Annotated in this window: 23 protein-coding genes; 13 read left to right on the top strand and 10 right to left on the bottom strand. The window is 65.3% G+C overall.

Features of this window, described 5'->3' with window-relative positions; all coding sequences use genetic code 11:
• Positions 1 to 10 precede the first annotated feature (10 nt).
• The gene (locus G4D77_RS23820; RefSeq protein WP_016447761.1) at positions 11 to 955 is read right to left on the bottom strand and encodes a LysR family transcriptional regulator; all 945 of its coding nucleotides are present in this window, start codon (positions 953 to 955) and stop codon (positions 11 to 13) included.
• A gap of 241 nt (positions 956 to 1,196) precedes the next feature.
• On the opposite strand from G4D77_RS23820, the gene G4D77_RS23825 reads away from it, so the two are divergent.
• Complete coding sequence (locus G4D77_RS23825; protein WP_227740930.1) at positions 1,197 to 2,447, top strand: tetratricopeptide repeat protein; 1,251 nt, start codon at positions 1,197 to 1,199, stop codon at positions 2,445 to 2,447.
• Between the two features lie 69 nt (positions 2,448 to 2,516).
• Here the strand turns inward: G4D77_RS23825 and dnaJ are convergent, their stop codons facing one another.
• From dnaJ to grpE, 3 genes are all read right to left on the bottom strand, one after another.
• Positions 2,517 to 3,656: a molecular chaperone DnaJ gene (gene dnaJ, locus G4D77_RS23830; RefSeq protein WP_017405356.1), complete on the bottom strand. Its 1,140-nt coding sequence runs from the start codon at positions 3,654 to 3,656 to the stop codon at positions 2,517 to 2,519.
• A 100-nt stretch (positions 3,657 to 3,756) separates the two neighbouring features.
• Positions 3,757 to 5,706, bottom strand: a complete 1,950-nt coding sequence (gene dnaK / locus G4D77_RS23835) for a molecular chaperone DnaK (protein WP_016447758.1) — start codon at positions 5,704 to 5,706, stop codon at positions 3,757 to 3,759.
• 114 nt (positions 5,707 to 5,820) lie between these two features.
• Entirely contained in the window at positions 5,821 to 6,366 is a 546-nt protein-coding gene (gene grpE, locus G4D77_RS23840; protein WP_016447757.1) for a nucleotide exchange factor GrpE, read from the bottom strand.
• A 302-nt stretch (positions 6,367 to 6,668) separates the two neighbouring features.
• Between grpE and rpsF the strand changes: the two genes are divergently transcribed.
• From rpsF to dnaB, 5 genes are all read left to right on the top strand, one after another.
• On the top strand, positions 6,669 to 7,031 hold the full coding sequence (gene rpsF, locus G4D77_RS23845; protein WP_012207028.1) for a 30S ribosomal protein S6: 363 nt from the start codon (positions 6,669 to 6,671) through the stop codon (positions 7,029 to 7,031).
• A 26-nt stretch (positions 7,032 to 7,057) separates the two neighbouring features.
• A complete protein-coding gene (gene priB, locus G4D77_RS23850; RefSeq protein WP_016451191.1) occupies positions 7,058 to 7,348 on the top strand; it encodes a primosomal replication protein N in 291 nt (96 codons plus the stop codon).
• An 18-nt stretch (positions 7,349 to 7,366) separates the two neighbouring features.
• Positions 7,367 to 7,648 (top strand): 30S ribosomal protein S18, encoded by a 282-nt coding sequence (gene rpsR / locus G4D77_RS23855; protein WP_012207026.1) that lies wholly within the window; start codon positions 7,367 to 7,369, stop codon positions 7,646 to 7,648.
• A 12-nt stretch (positions 7,649 to 7,660) separates the two neighbouring features.
• Positions 7,661 to 8,113 (top strand): 50S ribosomal protein L9, encoded by a 453-nt coding sequence (rplI, locus tag G4D77_RS23860; protein WP_016447755.1) that lies wholly within the window; start codon positions 7,661 to 7,663, stop codon positions 8,111 to 8,113.
• A gap of 132 nt (positions 8,114 to 8,245) precedes the next feature.
• Positions 8,246 to 9,682: a replicative DNA helicase gene (gene dnaB, locus G4D77_RS23865; RefSeq protein ID WP_016447754.1), complete on the top strand. Its 1,437-nt coding sequence runs from the start codon at positions 8,246 to 8,248 to the stop codon at positions 9,680 to 9,682.
• 75 nt (positions 9,683 to 9,757) lie between these two features.
• Here dnaB and G4D77_RS23870 read toward each other — a convergent pair whose 3' ends face one another.
• The 4 genes from G4D77_RS23870 to G4D77_RS23885 form a co-directional block, all read right to left on the bottom strand.
• Positions 9,758 to 10,156, bottom strand: coding sequence for a hypothetical protein (locus tag G4D77_RS23870; RefSeq protein WP_016447753.1), 399 nt, complete (start codon positions 10,154 to 10,156; stop codon positions 9,758 to 9,760).
• 3 nt (positions 10,157 to 10,159) lie between these two features.
• On the bottom strand, positions 10,160 to 11,965 hold the full coding sequence (locus G4D77_RS23875) for a PhoH family protein (RefSeq protein ID WP_016447752.1): 1,806 nt from the start codon (positions 11,963 to 11,965) through the stop codon (positions 10,160 to 10,162).
• A 176-nt stretch (positions 11,966 to 12,141) separates the two neighbouring features.
• Positions 12,142 to 12,627 (bottom strand): peroxiredoxin, encoded by a 486-nt coding sequence (locus tag G4D77_RS23880; RefSeq protein WP_012207021.1) that lies wholly within the window; start codon positions 12,625 to 12,627, stop codon positions 12,142 to 12,144.
• Positions 12,628 to 12,765: 138 nt separating this feature from the next.
• Complete coding sequence (locus G4D77_RS23885) at positions 12,766 to 13,134, bottom strand: Mth938-like domain-containing protein (protein WP_017407848.1); 369 nt, start codon at positions 13,132 to 13,134, stop codon at positions 12,766 to 12,768.
• Positions 13,135 to 13,305: 171 nt separating this feature from the next.
• On the opposite strand from G4D77_RS23885, the gene G4D77_RS23890 reads away from it, so the two are divergent.
• From G4D77_RS23890 to G4D77_RS23920, 7 genes are all read left to right on the top strand, one after another.
• A complete protein-coding gene (locus G4D77_RS23890) occupies positions 13,306 to 14,541 on the top strand; it encodes a pyridoxal phosphate-dependent aminotransferase (RefSeq protein WP_016447750.1) in 1,236 nt (411 codons plus the stop codon).
• A gap of 110 nt (positions 14,542 to 14,651) precedes the next feature.
• On the top strand, positions 14,652 to 16,001 hold the full coding sequence (locus G4D77_RS23895) for a homoserine dehydrogenase (protein ID WP_016447749.1): 1,350 nt from the start codon (positions 14,652 to 14,654) through the stop codon (positions 15,999 to 16,001).
• A 140-nt stretch (positions 16,002 to 16,141) separates the two neighbouring features.
• Positions 16,142 to 17,569 carry a threonine synthase gene (gene thrC / locus G4D77_RS23900; protein WP_154833690.1) on the top strand — a complete coding sequence of 476 codons (1,428 nt, stop codon included), beginning with the start codon at positions 16,142 to 16,144 and terminating at the stop codon, positions 17,567 to 17,569.
• Between the two features lie 46 nt (positions 17,570 to 17,615).
• Complete coding sequence (mobB, locus tag G4D77_RS23905) at positions 17,616 to 18,176, top strand: molybdopterin-guanine dinucleotide biosynthesis protein B (RefSeq protein ID WP_154836329.1); 561 nt, start codon at positions 17,616 to 17,618, stop codon at positions 18,174 to 18,176.
• Between the two features lie 10 nt (positions 18,177 to 18,186).
• Positions 18,187 to 19,422 (top strand): molybdopterin molybdotransferase MoeA, encoded by a 1,236-nt coding sequence (locus G4D77_RS23910; RefSeq protein WP_212644974.1) that lies wholly within the window; start codon positions 18,187 to 18,189, stop codon positions 19,420 to 19,422.
• Positions 19,419 to 19,694 (top strand): molybdopterin converting factor subunit 1, encoded by a 276-nt coding sequence (gene moaD / locus G4D77_RS23915; protein WP_154833692.1) that lies wholly within the window; start codon positions 19,419 to 19,421, stop codon positions 19,692 to 19,694. Before G4D77_RS23910 ends, moaD begins: the two co-directional genes overlap by 4 nt.
• A 5-nt stretch (positions 19,695 to 19,699) precedes the next feature.
• Complete coding sequence (locus G4D77_RS23920; protein ID WP_017404077.1) at positions 19,700 to 20,053, top strand: recombinase family protein; 354 nt, start codon at positions 19,700 to 19,702, stop codon at positions 20,051 to 20,053.
• On the opposite strand, the gene dapA is transcribed toward G4D77_RS23920, so the two are convergent.
• A complete protein-coding gene (gene dapA, locus G4D77_RS23925; RefSeq protein ID WP_016451198.1) occupies positions 19,999 to 20,934 on the bottom strand; it encodes a 4-hydroxy-tetrahydrodipicolinate synthase in 936 nt (311 codons plus the stop codon). The two genes, G4D77_RS23920 and dapA, sit on opposite strands and share 55 nt — an antisense overlap.
• Positions 20,935 to 21,218: 284 nt before the next feature.
• A complete protein-coding gene (locus G4D77_RS23930; protein ID WP_043789837.1) occupies positions 21,219 to 21,563 on the bottom strand; it encodes a hypothetical protein in 345 nt (114 codons plus the stop codon).
• Between the last annotated feature and the right edge of the window lie 4 nt (positions 21,564 to 21,567).

The following is a 21,567-nucleotide window of genomic DNA, read 5'->3' on the forward strand; positions in this document are numbered from 1 at the left end:
CAAGGGGCCTTCAGGATGCGCTGGCCGGCGGGCTCAGGTGCTCCACCAGCAGGCGGGCCGTAACGGGTAGCGCGTCGAAGTCGCGCGCCACGATGCTCAGCTCGCGCCGTGCCCAGTCGTCGCTGAGCTCCAGGGCGCGCAGATGGCCCACGCCGTGCATGAGCTCGAAGGCGCGGTCGGGGATCAGTCCCACGCCCAGGCCGTTGTCGATCATGCGGCACATGGCATCCAGGCTGGTGACCTGGATGCGCTGGTGCAGCGCATGCCCGGCCTGGGCCGCAGCCGCACGCATGGCCAGGCTGATGGAGGAGCCGGCCTGCAGGCTGACGATGTCCCATTCGAGCACATCGGCAAAGGCCACGCTGTCGCTGTGCGCCAGCGCGTGCTGCTCGGGCACCACGACGACCAGCCGGTCCTCGCGGTAGGGGCGGTGCTGCAGCGCGGGAGTAGCCTGGCCATTGCCCAGCGGCATGTATGCCATGGAGCAGATGCCGATGTCGGCCGTGCCTTCCTGCACCGCCGCCAGCACGGCGGGGCTGAGCTGCTCCTGCAGGTCGATCTTGACCTGGCCATGCTTGCGCGCGAAGACGCCCAGGTCTTCCGGCAGGAACTGCACGATGGCCGACATATTGGCGTGGATGCGTACATGGCCGCGCACGCCATCGGCGTACTCGGACAGCTCGCCCTGCATGCGCTCCAGGCCATACAGCACGTTGCGCGCGTGGTGCAGCAGGCTTTCGCCGGCAGGAGTGAGTGTCACGCCACGGCTGTGGCGATACAGCAGGGCCGTGTCCACGGTGGCCTCGAGGTCGGACAGGCGCTTGCTCACCGCCGAAGCGGCGATGAACTCGCGCTCTGCCGCTCGTCCGATGCTGCCAAGTTCGCAGACAGCCACGAACAGCTGCAAGGAGGTAAGGTCTATGCGCCGTGCAAAACTGCGCTCTGAATTCTTCATGTGGTGGGGTTCAGGCTTCTCATTAGGAGAAGTTGAATGGATTTTCTCGCACAAGTCATCGATCTGTCATCTTCAAGCGCGATGTCTTTGGTGATGTCGTGCGATTTCATGGAGATGGGGGTCATGCCTCATGGCGATGGCTGCGGGCAACCATGCCCGCCGGAACGCCGGTTGCATACTGAAAGAATTTGTCAATCTTTGCGCCAGTCGCCTGCATGGATTGCTGCAAAAATAAGAGCATATGAACGATCGATACCCGACGGGCCTGCGAGCCCTGCCTGCAGGCCTGTCATTGCTGCTGGCCGCAGCCCTGTCCTGCATGGCCGTCCCGGCGTCTGCCAAGCCGCAGCCACCGGCGAAGAACACGGCCAAGAGCGGCGCGAAGGCTCCGGCCAAGCCTGCGGCCAAGGCAGCTGCGAGGCCGACAGGCAAGACCGCCGTCAAATCCAAGGGCAAGCCGGCACCTGCCACCACCCGCAGCGCACCTGCCAAGGCGGCCGCCGCTGCAGGCGTGGTGGGCGGCGCTGCCGCAGCGGGGGCTGCAGCTGCAGGTGGCGGCGCGTCCAAGGGTGAGTCCGGCCTGAGCGCTGCCGAGCTTGCAGCGCTGCAGCAGCATGCCGAGCAGGGCGAGGCCAGCGCCCAGTACGCGCTGGGCTCGCTGTACAAGCGCGGCCAGGGCGTTGCCCTGGATGCGGAGACTGCCGCCCGGTGGTATGAGAAATCGGCCCAGCAAGGCTATGCGCCGGCTCAGTCCGACCTGGGTTTGATGTACGCCAATGGCCGTGGCGTGGTGCGCGACGATGCGCAGGCCGTGCAGTGGTATCGCAAGGCGGCCGAGCAGGGTGACGCCGTGGCACAGAACAACCTGGGCCTGATGCTTGCCGAAGGGCGCGGAGCCGCCAAGGATCCCGTCCAGGCCGTGCAATGGTTCCAGCGCTCGGCCGAACAGGGGGAGGCGGCCGGCCAGTACAGCCTGGGCGTGATGTATGCCACGGGCCGGGGCGTGGCCGAGGATGTGGCGCAGGCGCTGCGCTGGTTCGTGGCGGCGGCAGGCCAGGGCCATGTCGATGCGCAATTCAACGCCGGCATGCTCTATGCCGAGGGTGGCGTGGTCGATCGCGACATGGCGCAGGCCGCACACTGGCTGGAGAAGGCGGCCGAGCAGGGCAGTGCCGCAGCCCAGTCCAACCTGGGCGTTCTGTATGCCAATGGCCAGGGCGTGCCTGCCAGCGACAAGCAGGCCGCGCGCTGGCTGGAGCGTGCCGCCCAGCAGGGCGACGCGCTGGCGCAGTCCAATCTGGCCAGCCTCTATTCCTCGGGCAAGGGCGTGGAGCGCAGCCCGTCGCAGGCCTATTTCTGGATGCTGCTGGCAGCGGGCAAGGACAGCTCTCTGGCGGCCAAGCGCGACAGCATGGCCCAGCCGCTGAGCGCGGCAGAGCGCGCACGTGCGGAGCGGCAGGCGGCGGCCTGGAAGGCCAAACCCGCTCCCTGAGCCCTGTTGAGGATGCACCAATGAAAAACGCCTCGGAAGAGGCGTTTTTGTTGGGGGCTCAGTGCTGCATCAGCTGAAGAAGCTCTTGAGCCTGTCGGTCCAGCTCTCGCCGCTGGGCGAATGCTTGGCGCCGCCCTTCTTGAGCGATTCCTCCAGCTCGCGCAGCAGCTTGCGCTGGTACTCGGTCAGCTTGACGGGCGTCTCGACCACGATGTGGCAGTACAGGTCACCGGGGTAGCTGGAGCGCACGCCCTTGATGCCCTTGCCGCGCAGGCGGAACTGCTTGCCGGCCTGGGTGCCTTCGGGGATGTCGATGGCCGCCTTGCCCGAGAGGGTGGGTACCTCGATCTCGCCACCCAGCGCCGCCGTGATGAAGCTCACGGGCACGTTGCAGTGCAGATCGTCGCCATCGCGCTCGAAGATGTCGTGGTCCTTGATGCGGATCTCGATGTAGAGATCGCCTGCAGGCCCGCCATTGGTGCCGGGTTCGCCATTGCCCGAGGAGCGGATGCGCATGCCGTCGTCGATGCCTGCGGGAATCTTCACTTCCAGCGTCTTCTGGCGCTTGACCTTGCCCTGGCCGCCGCAGCTGGTGCAGGGTTCGGGAATGATCTTGCCGGTGCCTCGGCAGTGCGGGCAGGTCTGCTGCACGCTGAAGAAGCCCTGGCGCATCTGCACGCTGCCCATGCCGTTGCAGGTGGTGCAGGTCTTGGCGCTGGTGCCGGGCTTGGCGCCGCTGCCGTGGCAGGTGTCGCAGCTGTCCCAGCTGGGGATGCGTATCTGCGCATCCTTGCCGTGGGCCGCCTCTTCCAGCGTGATCTCCATGGCATAGCTGAGGTCGTTGCCACGGTAGACCTGGCGGCCGCCACCTGCGCCGCCGCGCCGCCCGCCCTGGTTGAACATGTCGCCGAAGATGTCGCCAAAGGCCTCGGCAAAGCCGCCAAAGCCTTCTGCGCCGCCGCCCATGCCGCGGTTGGGGTCCACGCCTGCGTGGCCGTACTGATCGTAGGCCGCGCGTTTGTTGCTGTCGGAGAGCATCTCGTAGGCCTCCTTGGCCTCCTTGAATTTCTCTTCCGCCTCGCGTGCGGCATCCCCCTGGTTGCGGTCAGGGTGGTACTTCATCGCCAGCTTGCGATAAGCCTTCTTGATGTCGTCGTCCGAGGCGTTCTTGGCAACGCCGAGGACCTCGTAAAAATCGCGTTTGGACATGGTGTTTGCTAGCCAGTCAGTGAGAACAGGAACGCCGCGTCAGCCCCTTGGCAGGGCCGAGCGCGGCGGCAAGCGGTCGTCAAGGGACCACGCGCTGGGTTCAGTCCTTCTTGACTTCCTTGACTTCGGCGTCGACGACGTTGTCGTCAGCGGCTGCAGCACCGGCCGAGGCGCCTGCAGCACCGGCGGCTGCTGCGGCGGCGGCTGCCTCGGGGGCGCCCGCTGCCTGTGCATCGGCGTACATCTTCTCGCCGAGCTTCTGGCTGACCGTCATCAGCGCCGTGGTCTTGGCGTCGATGGCGTCCTTGTCCTCGCCCTTGAGCGCTTCTTCCAGGTCCTTGACGGCGCTCTCGATGGCGGTCTTCTCGCCAGCGTCGAGCTTGTCGCCATGCTCGCCCAGGCTCTTCTTGACGCTGTGCACGGCAGCCTCGCCCTGGTTGCGGGCCTGGACCAGTTCCAGCTTCTTCTTGTCGTCGGCGGCGTTCAGCTCGGCGTCCTTGACCATCTTCTGGATCTCTTCCTCGGACAGGCCGGAGTTCGCCTTGATGGTGATCTTGTTTTCCTTGCCCGATGCCTTGTCCTTGGCGGACACGTTCAGGATGCCGTTGGCGTCGATGTCAAAGGCCACTTCGATCTGGGGCACACCACGCGCGGCCGGCGGGATGCCTTCGAGGTTGAACTCGCCCAGCATCTTGTTGCCCGAAGCCATTTCGCGCTCGCCCTGGAACACCTTGATCGTCACGGCAGGCTGGTTGTCGTCGGCCGTCGAGAAGGTCTGTGCGAACTTCGTCGGGATGGTGGTGTTCTTGGTGATCATCTTGGTCATCACGCCACCCAGCGTCTCGATGCCCAGCGACAGCGGTGTCACGTCCAGCAGCAGCACGTCCTTGCGGTCACCCGACAGAACCTGGCCCTGCACGGCGGCGCCCACGGCCACGGCTTCGTCGGGGTTCACGTCCTTGCGGGGATCCTTGCCGAAGAATTCCTTGACCTTTTCCTGCACCTTGGGCATGCGGGTCATGCCGCCGACCAGGATGACGTCATCGATGTCGGACACGGACACGCCTGCGTCCTTGATGGCCGTGCGGCAGGGCGCAATGGTGCGCTCGATCAGGTCCTCGACCAGGCTTTCCAGCTTGGCGCGGGTCAGCTTGATGTTCAGGTGCTTGGGACCCGAGGCATCGGCCGTGATGTAGGGCAGGTTGATGTCGGTCTGGGCCGAGTTCGACAGCTCGATCTTGGCCTTCTCGGCGGCTTCCTTCAGGCGCTGCAGGGCCAGCACGTCCTTGGACAGATCGACGCCCTGTTCCTTCTTGAACTCGGTGATGATGTAGTCGATGATGCGCTGGTCGAAGTCTTCGCCGCCCAGGAACGTGTCGCCGTTGGTCGACAGCACTTCGAACTGCTTTTCGCCGTCCACATCGGCGATTTCGATGATGGACACGTCGAAGGTGCCGCCGCCCAGGTCATACACGGCGATCTTGCGGTCGCCCTTGTCGGTCTTGTCCAGGCCGAAGGCCAGGGCCGCCGCCGTGGGTTCGTTGATGATGCGCTTGACTTCCAGGCCGGCGATGCGGCCGGCGTCCTTGGTGGCCTGGCGCTGGGCGTCGTTGAAGTAAGCGGGCACGGTGATCACGGCCTCGGTCACGGGCTCGCCCAGGTAGTCCTCGGCGGTCTTCTTCATCTTGCGCAGCACTTCGGCGGAAATCTGCGGCGGGGCCAGCTTCTGGCCGCGCACTTCCACCCAGGCGTCGCCGTTGTCGGCGCGCGAGATGGTGTAGGGCATCAGGTCGATGTCCTTTTGCACTTCCTTCTCGTCGAACTTGCGGCCGATCAGGCGCTTGGCGGCATAGATGGTGTTGCGGGGGTTGGTGACCGCCTGGCGCTTGGCCGAGGCGCCGACGAGGATCTCGCCGTCTTCCTGGTACGCAATGATCGACGGCGTGGTGCGCGCACCTTCGCTGTTCTCGATCACGCGCGTGGTGTTGCCGTCCATGATGGCCACGCAGCTATTGGTGGTGCCCAGGTCAATACCGATGATTTTTCCCATTTTGAGTTCTCTCCGCGTTCTGTGAAATGTTTGAATGACTGCTAACTTGTGGCCGGCTCGCGCAGCTTCAAGGGGCTTGTCCCCTTTTTTGTCAGTGCTGCCGTGAGTGCCCGCTTACTGGGGCTGGGCCACGGTCACGAGGGCCGGGCGCAGGATGCGGTCGGCGATCAGGTAGCCCTTTTGCAGCACCGACACCACGGTGTTGGCTTCCTGCTGTGCAGGCACCATGCTGATCGCCTGGTGCAGGTTGGGGTCGAATTTCTCGCCGGCAGCCGGATTGATGGTCACGACCTTGTTGCGCTCAAGGGCCGAGGTCAGCTGGCGCAGCGTGGCGTCGGCACCTTCGCGCAGCTGTTCCGGCGTGGCCTGTTGAATGGCCAGGGCGGCATCCAGGCTGTCGCAGACAGGCAGAAGGCTTTCGGCAAAGCTCTCGATGCCGAATTTGCGCGCCTTGGAGACTTCGTCTTCCGCGCGGCGGCGCACATTCTCGGCCTCGGCCTTGGCGCGCAGGAACTGGTCTGCCAGCTCGGCGCTCTTGGCCTTGAGTTCGGCCAGCTCGGCCTGCAGGCGCTGCAGCTCGTCGGCTGCATTGGCCGCCATGGCGGCTTCGATTTCTTCCGGGGCTGCGTCTTGCAAGGGGTTGGAGTTTTGTTCAGACATGGATAGAGACTTCAGCTACAAAACAAAGCGGTCGCCAGACTGGAGGCCAGGCGATTGCACGATCTTGAATCGAGATGCGAGCGGATCGGTGTATTTTCAAGGGCTTTGTGCATGTGCATCCGCGCGGCAGAGGTACACGGTGAGGGCAAAAGCCGGGCGACGGGGCAAAAGCCCCACACAGATCCGGGGTCTCGGGCAGAGCGAAGTGTACAGATGGAAGAGGGCTGCGCTAGAATCCAATGCTTTGCCTTGCCGCACCGCTACAAGACGCAGTGGGCGGCGTTTTCCCAAAAGGAGTCGATATGCGTCATTACGAAATCGTTTTGTTGATCCACCCGGATCAGAGCGAGCAGGTTCCCGCCATGCTGGAACGCTACAAGGGCATGATCACCGCTGGCGGTGGCAAGGTCCATCGCGAAGAAGACTGGGGCCGTCGCCAACTGGCTTACATGATCAACAAGCTCGCCAAGGCCCACTACCTGTGCCTGAACATCGAAGCCGACCAGGCTGTGATGGCTGAGCTGGAGCATGCCTTCAAGTTCAACGATGCCGTGCTGCGTCACCTGACGGTTCAGAAGAAGAAGGCCGATACGGCTCCTTCCTCGATGATGAAGACCGTCGAGCGTGAAGAGGCCCGCAAGGCCAGCCAGACCGAACAGGCCTGAGCCCAGCCCTGTCAGAACCTGAAGGAGTGGAGAACCACGTTGTACTGACGGCCGCCATTGCAGAGCTTCAAGCACTGCGCTACACGCCGGCAGGGCTGCCAGCCCTTGAACTGCGACTCGAGCATGCGTCGCGGCAGAAAGAGGCGGGAAGCGAGCGCAGCGTGACGGCATCTGTCAAGGCGGTGGCCTTTGGCGCGCTGGCTGAAAAGCTGGCCCGCCAGGCGCTCGGCAGCCAGTGGAAGTTCCAAGGCTTCCTGGCAACGCCCCGCAACGGCAAATTGCTGGTTCTTCACATCCAGGACATTCAACAAAACTAATTTTCAAGAGGTCCAGAAATGGCCACGTTCAAGAAATTCAACAAGGACAAGCGCCCCAAGCGCAACACGCAGTCGCTGCTGTTCAAGCGCAAGCGCTTCTGCCGCTTCACCGTCGCCGGCGTCGAAGAAATCGACTACAAGGATGTGGACACCCTGCGTGACTTCATCGGTGAAAACGGCAAGATCGTCCCCGCTCGCCTGACCGGCACGCGCGCCATCTACCAGCGTCAGTTGAACACTGCCATCAAGCGCGCCCGCTTCCTGGCTCTGGTTCCTTACTCTGACCAGCACAAGATCTAAGGAATACAACCCATGCAAGTCATTCTGCTCGACAAGGTTGTGAACCTCGGTGGCCTCGGCGATATCGTCAAGGTCAAGGACGGCTACGCCCGCAACTTCCTGATCCCCACGGGCGCTGCCCGTCGCGCCACGGCTTCCGCCAAGGCCGAGTTCGAAGCCAAGCGCGCCGAACTGGAAAAGCAAGCGGCTGAAAAGCTGGCTGCTGCCCAGCAACTGGGCGAAAAGCTCAACGGCGTGAACGTCAAGCTGACCCAGAAGGCTGGCGTTGACGGCCGCCTGTTCGGTTCGGTGACCAATGCCGACATCGCCGAAGAACTGACCAAGGCCGGCTTCGCCGTTGCCAAGTCGCAAGTTCGCCTGGTCAACGGTCCCATCAAGACCGTGGGCGACGCCACCGTGGTCGTGGCACTGCACACCGACGTCAGCGTCGAAGTGTCGGTGTCGGTCTACGGCGACCACTCCTGATCCGGGGCTTGTCCCGTATCACCAAAAAGCCGCCTTCGGGCGGCTTTTTGCTTTGCCGCGCCCGGGTGATGACGCCGGGTGGCGCGGCCTTTTGCCAGCCGCTACGATGGCGGGCTCATCTCCAGGAATTCCATGTCGTCCGTAATGCCCCCGCTCGATCTCGATGATGCGTTCGCACCGCTGCTGCCCGCTGGCGACCAGCAGGTCGCGCAGTTGCGCGTGCCGCCGCATTCGATGGAGTCCGAGTCCAGCGTGCTGGGTGGCCTGCTTCTGGACAACAGTGCCTGGGACCGCGTGGGCGATCTGCTGGTGGATGGTGATTTCTACCGCCATGAGCACAAGCTGATTTACGAGGCCATCGGCAAGCTGATCAATGCCAGCAAGCCGGCCGACGTGATCACGGTGTACGAGCATTTGCAGGGCATGGGCAAGGCCGAGGAAATTGGCGGCCTGCTGTACCTGAACCAGCTGGCGCAGTACGTGCCCAGTGCCACCAACATCCGGCGCTACGCGGAGATCGTGCGCGAGCGCTCCATCCTGCGCAAGCTGGTGACGGCCAGTGATGACATCGCCACCAATGCCTTCAATCCGCAGGGCAAGACGGTGGACCGCATCCTTGACGAGGCCGAGCAGAAGATCCTGGCCATCGGCGAGGAGGGGGCGCGCAACAAGCAGGGCTTCCAGTCGCTCGACACGCTGGTGGTGGACCTGCTGGACCGTGTCCAGGAGATGGCCGACAACCCCATGGACGTGACCGGCGTGCCCACGGGCTTCGTCGATCTGGACCGCATGACCAGCGGCCTGCAGGCTGGTGACTTGGTGGTGTTGGCTGCCCGTCCCTCGATGGGTAAGACCTCGTTTGCGGTGAATATCGCCGAGCATGTAGCGCTCAACGAGGGCCTGCCGGTCGCCATTTTCTCCATGGAAATGGGCGCGGCCCAGCTGGCGGTTCGTATCGTCGGCTCCATCGGCCGCGTCAACCAGGGCAATCTGCGCACGGGCAAGCTCAACGATGACGAGTGGCCGCGCCTGACGGAAGCCATCGAGCGGCTGCGCACGGTGTCCCTGCACATCGACGAGACACCGGGCCTGTCCCCCACGGAGCTGCGCGCCAATGCGCGGCGCCTGGCGCGCACCTGTGGCAAGCTGGGCCTGATCGTGGTGGACTATTTGCAGCTGATGAGCGGCTCGGGCTCGGCTGCCAGTTCCGACAACCGTGCGACCGAGCTGGGCGAGATTTCGCGGGGCTTGAAGATGCTGGCCAAGGAGTTGCAGTGCCCGGTGATTGCCCTGTCCCAGCTCAACCGTTCGGTGGAGCAGCGCACCGACAAGCGCCCCATGATGTCCGACCTGCGCGAATCGGGCGCCATCGAGCAGGATGCCGACATCATCATGTTCATCTACCGCGATGACTACTACAACAAGGACAGCAAGGAGCCCAACATCGCCGAAGTCATCATCGGCAAGCAGCGTAACGGCCCGACCGGCACGGTCAAGCTGTTCTTCCAGAAAAACCAGACGCGCTTCGAGAACCTGGCCGTGGGCTACGGTGGTGGCGACGAGTACTGATTGCAGCGCTTGGCTTTCAGGCTTTCCATGAAAAACGGCCCCGAGGGGCCGTTTGGTTTTTTTGCAGTGGGCGGTCTATGTACGCCAGGCATGGATCAGCAGACCTGCCACGCAGGCGCCGAGGATGGCGCAGGCCCAGGCCAGCCGCTGGGCGCCTGTGCGCAGCGCACCCACGGTGGCCACGATCTGGGCATTCTGCTCGGCCAGCTTCTCGATCAGTTCCAGCGACTGGCGCTGTGACTGCTCCAGCTGCGTGATGCGGGCTTCCTGGGCCTGGATCAGCAGCAGAGCCTGTTCGCCAGCCGAGCGCGGGGCTGCCAGCGGCTCGCCGGCTGCAGCCGGCTGCGCGCCGACCGCCTGCTCCGCATCCTTTTTGCGCAGCAGGCTCTTGGCTGCCTTGACGACCTGGGGGGTGGCCTCGATGACATCGCCCCAGGGCACCAGCTTCAGCGCCGTGATCCAGCTGATCGCCATGGCTTACAGCACCTCGCTGGCGAAGTCGGCCAGGCGCGAGCGCTCGCCGCGCGCCAGCGTGATGTGGCCGCTGTGGGGCCAGCCCTTGAAGCGGTCCACGGCGTAGGTCAGTCCCGACGATCCCTCGGTCAGGTAGGGTGTGTCGATCTGCGCCAGATTGCCCATGCAGATGATCTTGGTGCCGGGGCCGGCGCGCGTGATCAGGGTCTTCATCTGCTTGGGCGTCAGGTTCTGGGCCTCGTCGATGATGACGTACTTGTTCAGGAAGGTGCGGCCGCGCATGAAGTTCATGCTCTTGATCTTGATGCGGCTGCGGATCAGCTCGTTGGTGGCGGCGCGGCCCCATTCGCCGGCATTGCCGCCATCGCCCTTGGCCAGGAATTCGAGGTTGTCGTCGAGGGCGCCCATCCAGGGGCCCATCTTCTCTTCCTCGGTGCCGGGCAGGAAGCCGATGTCCTCGCCCACGCTGACCGTGGCGCGCGTCATGATGATCTCGGTGTAGCGGCGGTCGTCCAGCACCTGGGACAGGCCGGCGGCCAGGGCCAGCAGGGTCTTGCCCGTGCCGGCCGTGCCGGTCAGCGTGACCAGGTCGATGTCCGGGTTCATCAACAGGTTCATCGCGAAGTTCTGTTCGCGGTTGCGCGCCGTGACGCCCCAGACGGCGTACTTGGGATTGCCGAAGTCCTTGAGCGTCTTGAGCACGGCCGTCTTGTCGCGGATCTCGGTCACGCGCATGAACAGGCTGGGCTCGCCCGGTGCCTCGTGGTAGACGAACTGGTTGATCATCAGCTGGTCGACGATGGCGCCGCTGATGCGGTAGTAGGTGATGGCGCCTTCCTGCCAGCTTTCGACGTTCTTGCCGGCCTTGGCCCAGAAGTCCTGGGGCAGGGCCAGGGCGCCTGCGTACAGCAGGTCGCCGTCGTCCAGTACCTTGTCGTTCTGGTAGTCCTCGGCCGCAAGGCCCAGGGCGCGTGCCTTGACGCGCATGTTGATGTCCTTGGACACCAGCACGACTTCACGCTCGCTGAACTTCTTGCGCAGCGCGGCGACAACACCCAGGATCTGGTTGTCCGCCTTGCCCTGGGGCAGGCTGTCGGGCAACGAGGTCTCCAGCGGTTCCGTCTGGAAATACAGCATGCCGGTGGCGCTGCGCTGGCCCGTGGCATTCAGCGGCAGGCCCTTGTCCAGCGTCTCGGAGGGCTGGGAGGCGACCAGTGAATCCAGCGTGCGGCTGACCTGGCGGCCGTTGCGCGCCACTTCGGTCATTCCCTTCTTGTGGCCGTCGAGCTCTTCCAGCACCACCATGGGCAGGAAGATGTCGTGCTCCTCGAAGCGGAACAGGCTGGTCGGGTCGTGCAGCAGCACGTTGGTGTCGAGCACGAACAGCGTCTTCGGGCCTGTGCGCGTGCGGCGTGGGCGAACCGGCGCTGCCAGCAGTGCTGCCGGCTTGGCTTCCGTGGCCGACCTGTTGGCCGACCGGGCGCTGGACGGCGCTGCCGTTGCGTTGGAATTGTCGGTTGCACGGCGCTGCCGATGGGCAGGGGCTGCAGTCGCGGGTGCAGGAGCCGGTGATGCGGCCTTGGTGTTGCGGCCGCGCGCCGGTGCGGGCTTTGCAGCTGTGGTGGTGGTGTTGGAGGCGGAGGCCGGGGCCGGCTTGCGCTTGCGTGGCGCGGCGGCAGCTACGGCCTCGACTGCATCGGGAAGATCGTCAGCGGGCAGGGGGTCTGCGTGCTGGGCACCGCGCACGGGAAGAAAGGCTTCGGGGGAGAGCTTGGCGGCACGGCGGCCGGGTGCGGGGGGCAGGGGCATGGTGGACGAACCGTTCCTCAACAAGGATCAAAAAGCACAAAGCCGCCTGGAAACCGAGGCGGCTTTGGAGGGGTGACAGGGAAAAGCGTCTTTGCTAAGAGGCATTGCCCCATTATGCATAGGCGGACGGCCTGAATATGTCGGCCGGCACTCTGTCACCTGTCGGATTGTTGCTATCAGGCAGCCTGCTTCAATGCCTTCAGGGTCTTGACAGCCTTGAGGACCTCGTCAACGTGACCGGGAACCTTCAGGCCGCGCCATTCCTGCACCAGCAGGCCATCGGCTCCGACCAGGAAGGTGGAGCGCTCGATGCCCTTCACCTTCTTGCCGTACATGATCTTGTTCTTGACCACGCCGAACATGTGGCACATCTTCTCTTCCGTATCGGCGATCAGCTCGAACGGCAGTTCCAGCTTTTCCTTGAAGTCGTCGTGCGACTTCATGTTGTCGCGCGAGACGCCAAACACGGTGGCGCCAGCTTTCACGAAGTCCTTGTACTTGTCGCGGAACTGCATGGCTTCGGTGGTGCAGCCAGGCGTATTGTCCTTGGGGTAGAAATACAGGATCAGAATCTGGCCCGTGTGGGAGGTGTTGGTCACCTTGATCCCGCCGGTAGCGTTGGCTTCAAATTCGGGAAGGGGTTTGTTGACAACGATCGCCATGCGCTTATATCTCTCGGGTGTAGTCGTTGAAATGCCGAGGGCCGTGTTTGTGTTTTTGCTTTTATCGGAAATGCCCCCAACCGCAACCTGCAATTTTACCCTGAAAACGGAATTTCTCCCAATCAGGGGGGCAGGAGTCTACTCCAAGAGTAGGGCCGCGACGACGTTACGGCCTTCGCTGGCAAGGATGTTGTAGGTGCGACACGCGGCCTGCGTATCCATGCTTTCCAGGCCGATGCGTCGGGCCATGAGCGGGCGCAGCCAGGCCGCTGGCGGGAAGCGGTTGCGCTGGCCGCTGCCCAGGATGATGACCTCTGCATCCAGCTGGGACAGGGCCTCGAAATGCTCAGGCGTCAGGTCTTCGAAGCGGGCGCAGTCCCAGGCCTGGCGCAGGCCTTTGGCGCCGACAAGCAGGCTGTGTTCGAACTTTTCCCGGTCCACGGCGACCCAGCCGGGGCCATAGCCCGTGATGCTCTGTGCTTCGGATTTGTCGGCGTGGAATTTCATGGATGAGGGTGGCGCGGTCTGCGCGATGGGGGTGGCCGCCACATGGGTCGGGGCCAGGGCGATGCTGCATTGCGGAACTGTGGTCAAATTATAGGTTTCACCAGGGTGCATGGGGCACTTTGGCGTGCATGAAGGCCGCAAGCCCGCGCCGGCCATTTTCATATTCTCAGCATGAAAACCGTTCTCAAATCCGCAAAACTAGCCAACGTCTGTTATGACATCCGCGGGCCCATCATGGACGCGGCCAAGAAGATGGAAGAGGACGGCCAGAAGATCATCAAGCTCAATATCGGCAATCTGGCCGTGTTCGGCTTCGACGCTCCTGAGGAAGTGCAGCAGGACATGATCCGCAACCTGCCCAATTCGGCAGGCTACTCGGACAGCAAGGGCATCTTCGCGGCGCGCAAGGCCGTGATGCATGAGACCCAGCGCCAGGGCATCCTGGGCGTGACGCTGGACGATATCTACCTGGGCAATGGCGCATCCGAGCTGATCAGCCTGGCCACGAACGCGCTGCTGGACGACGGCGACGAGATGCTGCTGCCGGCGCCCGACTATCCGCTGTGGACCGCCGTGACCAGCCTGTCCGGCGGCACGCCCGTGCACTATATGTGCGACGAGTCCAACGGCTGGATGCCCGACCTGGACGACATCCGCGCCAAGATCACGCCGCGCACCAAGGGCATCGTCGTCATCAACCCCAACAATCCGACAGGTGCCCTGTACAGCAAGCAGCTGCTGCAAAGCATCGTGGCGCTGGCCCGCGAGCATGGCCTGGTGATCTTCGCCGACGAGGTCTATGACAAGGTGCTCTACGACGACGTCGTGCATACGCCGCTGGCCAGCCTGTCCACCGATGTGCTGACGCTGACCTTCAACTCGCTGTCCAAGGCCTATCGCAGCTGCGGCTACCGCGCCGGCTGGATGGTGGTCTCGGGCGACAAGAAGGCGGCCAAGGACTATATCGAGGGCCTGAACATGCTCTCCAACATGCGCCTGTGCGCCAATGTGCCCGGCCAATGGGCCGTGCAGACGGCGCTGGGCGGGCATCAGAGCATCGACGAGCTGGTGCAGGAAGGCGGCCGGCTGCGCGTGCAGCGCGACCTGGCCTACCAACTGATCACCGAAATCCCCGGCGTGAGCTGCGTCAAGCCGCAGGCCGCGCTGTATATGTTCCCGCGCCTGGACCCCGAGATCTACCCGATCAAGGATGACCAGGCGTTCTTCCTGGAAGTGCTGCAGGAGACCAAGGTCATGCTGGTGCAGGGAACAGGCTTCAACTGGCCGCACCCCGACCATTTCCGCATCGTCTTCCTGCCGCACGACACCGACCTGCGCGAGGCCATCCGCCGCCTGGCCGTGTTCCTCGAGAAATACCGCAAGCGCCACGGCACGGACCGCGGCTGAGCTGTGCGGGGGCCGGCGGGGGAGAGGGCCTTGCGCCGACCATCGCTTTTTACCGGCTGCCGGCGCGCACCCTCTGGGCGCCGCAGCATTTTTTGACTGGCAAGTAGTTTATGAAACCGATCCAAGTAGGCCTTCTGGGCATTGGCACCGTGGGCAGCGGCACCTTCAACGTGCTGCAGCGCAACCAGGAAGAGATCCGCCGCCGCGCGGGCCGCGGTATTGAGATTGCCATGGTGGCCGACCTGGATACGGAACGCGCACGCTCCGTCGTGGGCGACACGGCCAAGGTGGTCGGCGATGCGCGCGAGATCATCGCCAACCCCGAGATCGACGTGGTGATCGAGCTGATCGGCGGCTACGGCATTGCCAAGGCCCTGGTGCTGGAGGCCATTGCCGCCGGCAAGCATGTGGTCACGGCCAACAAGGCCCTGCTGGCCGTGCATGGCAGCGAAATCTTCAAGGCCGCCGCCGAGAAGGGCGTGATGGTGGCCTACGAAGCGGCGGTGGCCGGTGGCATCCCCATCATCAAGGCGCTGCGCGAAGGCCTGACGGCCAACCAGATCCAGTGGGTGGCCGGCATCATCAACGGCACGACCAACTTCATCCTGTCCGAGATGCGCGACAAGGGCCTGGACTTCGACGTGGTGCTCAAGGAGGCCCAGCGCCTGGGCTATGCCGAAGCCGATCCGACCTTCGACATCGAAGGCGTGGACGCCGCCCACAAGGTCACGCTGATGAGCGCCATCGCCTTCGGCATTCCCGTGCAGTTCGACAAGGCGCATGTGGAAGGCATCACCAAGCTGTCTGCGGCCGACATCAAGTACGCCGAGCAACTGGGCTACCGCATCAAGCTGCTGGGCATCACCAAGCGCACGGACAAGGGCATCGAGCTGCGCGTGCACCCCAGCCTGGTGCCGACCAAGCGCCTGATCGCCAACGTGGAAGGCGCGATGAACGCCGTCGTCGTCCATGGCGACGCCGTGGGCACGACGCTGTACTACGGCAAGGGCGCGGGCTCCGAGCCCACGGCCAGCGCCGTGATTGCCGACCTGGTGGACATTGCCCGCCTGCACACGGCCGACCCCGAGCACCGCGTGCCCCCGCTGGCCTTCCAGTCGAACACGCTGGTCGCCGCAGGTGGCGAGCTGCCCGTGCTGCCCATGAGCGAGGTGGTCACCAGCTACTACCTGCGCATCCGCGTGGCCGACGAAGCCGGTGTGCTGGCCAAGATCACCAGCATCCTCGCCGGTGCCGGCATCAGCATCGATGCCCTGCTGCAGCGCGAGGCTGGCGAGGTGAGCGGCGACAGCGAAGGCAGCCAGGGCGTGCCGCAGACCGACCTGATCATCCTGACCCACGCCACGCGCGAAGGCGACATGGATGCTGCCCTGGCGCAGATCCAGCAGTTGCCCACGGTGCTGGCCCCTATCAACCGCATCCGCAAGGAAGAGTTGAACTAAGACACCCCCTGAGCGGCTGCGCCGCTTCCCCCTCTCTCGCACGCGGGAGGGGGACGACGCCCTCGCTGCGGGGCGGCCCTTGCTCGGCATCCCTGGCATCGGCCGCGCCCCGTCTCACAGAATACTGACGAGGAAGCGACATGCTTTATCTTTCCACGCGCGGCCACGCGGACCGCAAGCGCTTTTGCGACATCCTGCTCGAGGGCCTGGCGCCCGATGGCGGGCTGTACCTGCCCGAGCGCTATCCGCAGATCGATGCCGCCCGCCTGGGCGAGCTGCGCGGCATCTACAAGGAGCAGGGCTACGCGGCCCTGGCCTTCGAGATCCTGAGCCTGTACATCGACGACATCCCGGCCGAGGATCTGCGCGCCCTGTGCGCCAAGACCTATACGCAGCAGGTGTTCGGCACGGCCGAGATCACGCCGCTGCGCCCGCTGGAAGACGGCCTGTGGCTCGAAGCCCTGTCCAACGGCCCCACGCTGGCCTTCAAGGACATGGCCATGCAGCTGCTGGGCAACCTGTTCGAGTACGAACTGGGCCGCCGTGGCGAGGAGCTGAACATCCTGGGCGCCACCAGCGGCGACACCGGCAGCGCCGCCGAGTACGCCATGCGCGGCAAAAAGGGCGTGCGCGTGTTCATGACCAGCCCGCGCGGCCGCATGAGCCCCTTCCAGCAGGCCCAGATGTTCAGCCTGCAGGATGCCAACATCCACAACATCGCCATCGAAGGCGTGTTCGACGACTGCCAGGACATCGTCAAGGCCGTCTCCAACGACCACGCCTTCAAGGCGAAGTACAAGATCGGCACGGTCAACTCGATCAACTGGGCCCGCCTGCTGGCCCAGGTCGTCTACTACTTCGCCGGCTACCTGCAGGCCACGCAGAGCAATGACCAGAAGGTCAGCTTCACGGTGCCCAGCGGCAACTTCGGCAACATCTGCGCCGGCCATGTGGCGCGCCAGATGGGCCTGCCGATCGAACGCCTGGTGGTGGCGACCAACGAGAACGACGTGCTCGACGAGTTCTTCCGCACGGGCGCCTACGTGGTGCGCGGCAGCGAGCACACCTACGAGACATCGAGCCCCTCGATGGACATCTCCAAGGCCAGCAACTTCGAGCGCTTCGTGTTCGACCTGCTGGGTCGCGATGGACAGGCCACGCGCGAATTGTTCGCCGAGGGCGTGGCACGCCAGGGCCGCTTCGACCTGGGCGGCAACCCGCTGTTCCAGGAAGCTGCTGCCCGCTACGGCTTCGTCAGCGGCAAGAGCACGCATGCCGACCGCCTGGCCACCATCCGGGATACCTTCGAGCGCTTCGGCACCATGATCGACACGCACACGGCCGACGGCGTCAAGGTGGCGCGCGAGCAGCTGCAGGCCGGCGTGCCCATGATCGTGCTGGAGACGGCACTGCCCATCAAGTTCGCCGCCACCATCGAGGAGGCCCTGGGCCGCCTGCCCGATCGCCCGGCCAAGTTCGAAGGCATCGAGGACCTGCCCAAGCGCGTGACCGACTTGCCGGCCGACGCCGAGCAGGTCAAGGCCTACATCGCCCGGCATTGCGACTGATGCCACGGCCGGGCTGTCCGCAGGTCCGCAGCTGGAGTGCATGGCGATGAAGGTCATCGGCTTTGCCGGCTACTCCGGCTCGGGCAAGACCAGCCTGGTGGAGCTCCTGATCACGCTGATGCGTGCGCAGGGGCTCAGCGTTTCGGTGGTCAAGCATGCCCACCACCATTTCGATGTCGATCACGAGGGCAAGGACAGCTGGCGCCACCGCAAGGCGGGTGCCTATGAGGTGGTGCTGGCTTCCGATCGCCGTCTGGCGCTGATGCGCGAATTCCCCCGGCCCACGGAGCTGTCGGTGCACGACATGCTGGCCGAGCTGGACCCCCTCGTGGACTGGGTGCTGGTAGAGGGTTTCAAGCACGCCGATCTGCTCAAGATAGAAATCTGGCGCGAGCAGCCCGAGCGCACCAGCGCCGGCAAGACCCAGGCGCCTTTGTTCCCGCACGATCCCCATGTGCTGGCCGTGGCAACCGATGCGCCGGCCCGCCTGCCCGAGCCGCCGCGCCAGCCCGTGCTGGACCTCAACGCGCCAGCGCAGATACTGCAATGGCTGCTGGATCAGGGGGAGCGCCTGCGCTACCGTGCACCTGACAGCGGCCAAGACTAGGAGAAAAACCATGCGAGCCCCGCTCAAGCCCCTCGATGAAGCGCTGGCCGAACTGCTGGCCCAGGCACTGCCGCTGGCTGGCGATGACACCGTGGACTGCTTTGACGCCGATGGCCGCGTGCTGCGGGCCGACGCCGTCTCGCCGCTGCAGGTGCCGCCCCAGGACAACAGCGCCATGGACGGCTACGCCGTGCGCAGCGCCGAATGCACGCAGGGCAATGCCGAGCTGCCCGTCTCGCAGCGCATCCCCGCAGGCGCCGTGGGCCAGCCGCTGGCCGTGGGCACGGTGGCGCGCATCTTCACGGGGGCTCCGGTGCCCGAAGGTGCCGATGCCATCGTCATGCAGGAAGACTGCGAAGTTCTGGAAGACGGTCGCGTGCGCATCAAGGCGCGGCCCGAGGCCGGGCAATGGATACGCCGCTCGGGCGAGGACATCCGGCGCGGCGCCACCGTCATCGCGGCCGGCACGCGCCTGTCGCCGGCCGAGCTGGGCCTGGCCGCCAGCATCGGCCTGGCCTCTTTGCGCGTGGCACGCAAGCCGCGCGTGGCCCTGTTCTCCACGGGCGACGAGCTGGTCATGCCGGGCACGGTCGCGCCCGAGCAGATGCCGCCCGGCAGCATCTACAACAGCAACCGATTCTTCCTTCGCGCCCTGCTGCAGCGCATGGGCTGCGAGGTCACCGACTTCGGCATCGTCCCCGACCGGCGCGAGGCCACTGTGGATGCTTTGCGCGAGGCGGCCCGCGCGCATGACCTGATCCTGACCAGCGGCGGGGTGTCGGTCGGCGAGGAAGACCATGTCAAGCCCGCCGTGCAGGCGCTGGGCCAGCTCGACCTCTGGCAGATCGCCGTCAAGCCCGGCAAGCCCTTCGCCTATGGCCGCGTGAACCGCGAGGGCGAAGGCTTTGCCCACTTCATCGGCCTGCCCGGCAACCCGGTCTCCAGCTTCGTCACCTTCCTTTTGCTGGTGCGCCCCTTCGTGCTGCGCCTGCAGGGCGTGCAGCAGGCGCTGCCGCGCTCGGTCGAGGTGCGCGCCGACTTCCATTGGCCTCGCGGGGACAAGCGCCGCGAATTCCTGCGCGTGCGCTACAACGAGGGCGGTGGCCTGGAGCTGTTCCGCAACCAGAGTTCGGGCGTGCTGACCTCGGCAGCCTGGGGAGATGGCGTGGTGGACAACCCGCCAGGCCAGGCCATAGCGCCGGGCGACCGGGTGCGCTTCATCGCCTTTTCGGAGCTGCTGTCATGAGCCAGGCCGTCCCCACCGCCATCACCATCACCGTGCGCTATTTCGCCTCCATCCGCGAAGCCCTGGGCACGGGCAGCGAAACCCTGTCCACCGAGGCCGCCACCGTGGGCGCGCTGCGTGAGGAACTGATTGCGCGTGGCGGTGCAGCCGCCGAAGCGCTGGCCCCTGGCAAGGCCGTGCGCATGGCGCTGAACCAGGTCCTGTGCGATGCCGGTGCCGCCATTCGCCAGGGGGACGAGGTGGCTTTCTTCCCTCCCGTGACCGGAGGTTGACCCAAATGACCACCGACAAGCCCGTGGACCAGGCCATCAGCGCGCGCACGCGCAAGGCCTTGTCCGAAGCCAAGGCGCGCGGCGTGCAACTGGGCCGCGCAGGCGCAGACAACCTGCGCGCCACCGTGGAAAAGCGCAAATCCACGGCCGATGCCTTTGCCCAGCAGCATGAGGCGCTGTTCGCCGAACTGCAGGCGCGCGGCCTGACGCACCGCGCCATGGCCGCCGAACTCAATGCCCGCGGCATTGCCGCGGCCCGGGGCGGCGAGTGGACGCACGGTCAGGTGCAGCGCATCCTGAACCGCTATGCCGACCTGCGTTCGGCAACACTGTCTGCGGACGGCAGCAGCGGCAGCTGAATCCCGGCCAGCCGCTGCGCCAGCGCGGCCGATGCCGGCTGCATGGGCGCCCGCAGCGTTGCCCGCATTCGGCCCTGCTGCGCCAGCAAGGCCTTGATGGGGGCGGGGTTGGGCTCGGCAAAGCAGGCGGCGATGTGCGGCTGCAGCGGCTGCCACAGCGCACGGGCAGCGGGCAGGTCGCCGCGCTCCAGGCATTGCATCAGCTCGACGAAGTGCCCTGTATGCGCGTGCGCGCTGGCAGCAATCGCTCCCGCGCCGCCCAGGGCCAGCGTGGAAAAGATCTGCGCGTCTTCGCCGGCCAGCACCTGCAGTTGCCCATCGGCGATCAGTGCCTGGGTCTTGGCGGCATCGCCCCCGCAATCCTTGATGGCCACGATGCGCTCATGTGCGGCCAGCGCACGCAGCGTGGCCAGCTCCAGCACCACGCCGGTGCGGTAGGGAATGTCGTAGACGATGACCGGATGGGCGCTGCGCTCGGCAATCGCCGTGAACCACTGCAGCAGACCTGCCTGCGACGGGCGTATGTAATGCGGCGCGGGCACCAGAATGCCGGCCAGCGGCAGGGCGTTCAGTGCCTGAACGCGGGCCAGCGCATGCCCCAGGTGGCAGTCCGAAACGCCCATGACCACGGGCATGCCCTGGGCCGCTGAGAGGATGGTGGACAGGGCGGCATCGTGCTCCGCTTCGCTCAGCGCGGCGGCCTCGGCGGTCGAGCCGCAGGCCACGTAGCCGGCGATGCCGCTGGCGTTGTAGTGCTGCACCAGGGCGCGCAGCGCCCCGTGGTCCACCGCCGCCTCATCTCCAGGAAGAAAGGGCGTGACCAGCGGAAGCCACAGCCCCTGGAATCGGGCTTGTGGCGAGGTGGTGGAAGGCAAAGACATGGAAGATCCCTTCGGGTGATTCAAACAATGAACGACCGGACGCAGCCACCGGCCAGACCGAGGGCGGAAAGGCAGGCGCCTGAAGGGATGCGGGAAGGGGAGATGGAGGCTGCCGGGCCGGTTCCGTCGCTCATCTGGACGGAACCTCAGCTCCGGTCAGACGAGCTGGGGTTTGCAGGCTTTGCCCAGGCACAGGCACACGGCATCGCCGTGGCATGTGGGGAAGGCAAAGATGGCAGGCATGGCGCGCAGTGTAGCGCGCCTGAGCGCCTCGGTGGTGGCCTTCAGGCTGCGCCTTCGGCGCCGGTAGGGGGTGATGCATCGGGCAGCAGCGGTGCCTGCCACTCCAGCAGCTCGGCCAGGCGCTGCACGATCCAGCGTGCCTCGCCGGGGCTGACGATGGAGCCTTCGGCAGCCAGGCCGGCGTGCATGCCCAGCAGCACGCCTTGCTCCGAAGAATTGCCCGAGTGGTAAAGCGTCTGTGCCTGCTCGACCAGGTGGCTGGCCAGGTCCTCGCACAGTTCATAACGTCCGACCACGTCTGCAATGGATGCCTTGAGCCGGCCGTGCCGGTCGGCATACAGGGCGGCAAAGCTCGGCGGCGGCTGTATCTGGCTGGTCTCGTCCATGGCG

This window comes from Delftia sp. WY8, from assembly GCF_018437695.1.
GTDB lineage: Bacteria > Pseudomonadota > Gammaproteobacteria > Burkholderiales > Burkholderiaceae_C > Comamonas > Comamonas tsuruhatensis.

Coding starts and splice junctions, on each gene's coding strand:
- G4D77_RS23820 (WP_016447761.1), bottom strand. CDS start 955: ATGAAGAATTCAGAGCGCAGTTTTGCACGGCGCATAGACCTTACCTCC.
- G4D77_RS23825 (WP_227740930.1), top strand. CDS start 1,197: ATGAACGATCGATACCCGACGGGCCTGCGAGCCCTGCCTGCAGGCCTG.
- dnaJ (WP_017405356.1), bottom strand. CDS start 3,656: ATGTCCAAACGCGATTTTTACGAGGTCCTCGGCGTTGCCAAGAACGCC.
- dnaK (WP_016447758.1), bottom strand. CDS start 5,706: ATGGGAAAAATCATCGGTATTGACCTGGGCACCACCAATAGCTGCGTG.
- grpE (WP_016447757.1), bottom strand. CDS start 6,366: ATGTCTGAACAAAACTCCAACCCCTTGCAAGACGCAGCCCCGGAAGAA.
- rpsF (WP_012207028.1), top strand. CDS start 6,669: ATGCGTCATTACGAAATCGTTTTGTTGATCCACCCGGATCAGAGCGAG.
- rpsR (WP_012207026.1), top strand. CDS start 7,367: ATGGCCACGTTCAAGAAATTCAACAAGGACAAGCGCCCCAAGCGCAAC.
- rplI (WP_016447755.1), top strand. CDS start 7,661: ATGCAAGTCATTCTGCTCGACAAGGTTGTGAACCTCGGTGGCCTCGGC.
- dnaB (WP_016447754.1), top strand. CDS start 8,246: ATGTCGTCCGTAATGCCCCCGCTCGATCTCGATGATGCGTTCGCACCG.
- G4D77_RS23870 (WP_016447753.1), bottom strand. CDS start 10,156: ATGGCGATCAGCTGGATCACGGCGCTGAAGCTGGTGCCCTGGGGCGAT.
- G4D77_RS23875 (WP_016447752.1), bottom strand. CDS start 11,965: ATGCCCCTGCCCCCCGCACCCGGCCGCCGTGCCGCCAAGCTCTCCCCC.
- G4D77_RS23880 (WP_012207021.1), bottom strand. CDS start 12,627: ATGGCGATCGTTGTCAACAAACCCCTTCCCGAATTTGAAGCCAACGCT.
- G4D77_RS23885 (WP_017407848.1), bottom strand. CDS start 13,134: ATGAAATTCCACGCCGACAAATCCGAAGCACAGAGCATCACGGGCTAT.
- G4D77_RS23890 (WP_016447750.1), top strand. CDS start 13,306: ATGAAAACCGTTCTCAAATCCGCAAAACTAGCCAACGTCTGTTATGAC.
- G4D77_RS23895 (WP_016447749.1), top strand. CDS start 14,652: ATGAAACCGATCCAAGTAGGCCTTCTGGGCATTGGCACCGTGGGCAGC.
- thrC (WP_154833690.1), top strand. CDS start 16,142: ATGCTTTATCTTTCCACGCGCGGCCACGCGGACCGCAAGCGCTTTTGC.
- mobB (WP_154836329.1), top strand. CDS start 17,616: ATGAAGGTCATCGGCTTTGCCGGCTACTCCGGCTCGGGCAAGACCAGC.
- G4D77_RS23910 (WP_212644974.1), top strand. CDS start 18,187: ATGCGAGCCCCGCTCAAGCCCCTCGATGAAGCGCTGGCCGAACTGCTG.
- moaD (WP_154833692.1), top strand. CDS start 19,419: ATGAGCCAGGCCGTCCCCACCGCCATCACCATCACCGTGCGCTATTTC.
- G4D77_RS23920 (WP_017404077.1), top strand. CDS start 19,700: ATGACCACCGACAAGCCCGTGGACCAGGCCATCAGCGCGCGCACGCGC.
- dapA (WP_016451198.1), bottom strand. CDS start 20,934: ATGTCTTTGCCTTCCACCACCTCGCCACAAGCCCGATTCCAGGGGCTG.
- G4D77_RS23930 (WP_043789837.1), bottom strand. CDS start 21,563: ATGGACGAGACCAGCCAGATACAGCCGCCGCCGAGCTTTGCCGCCCTG.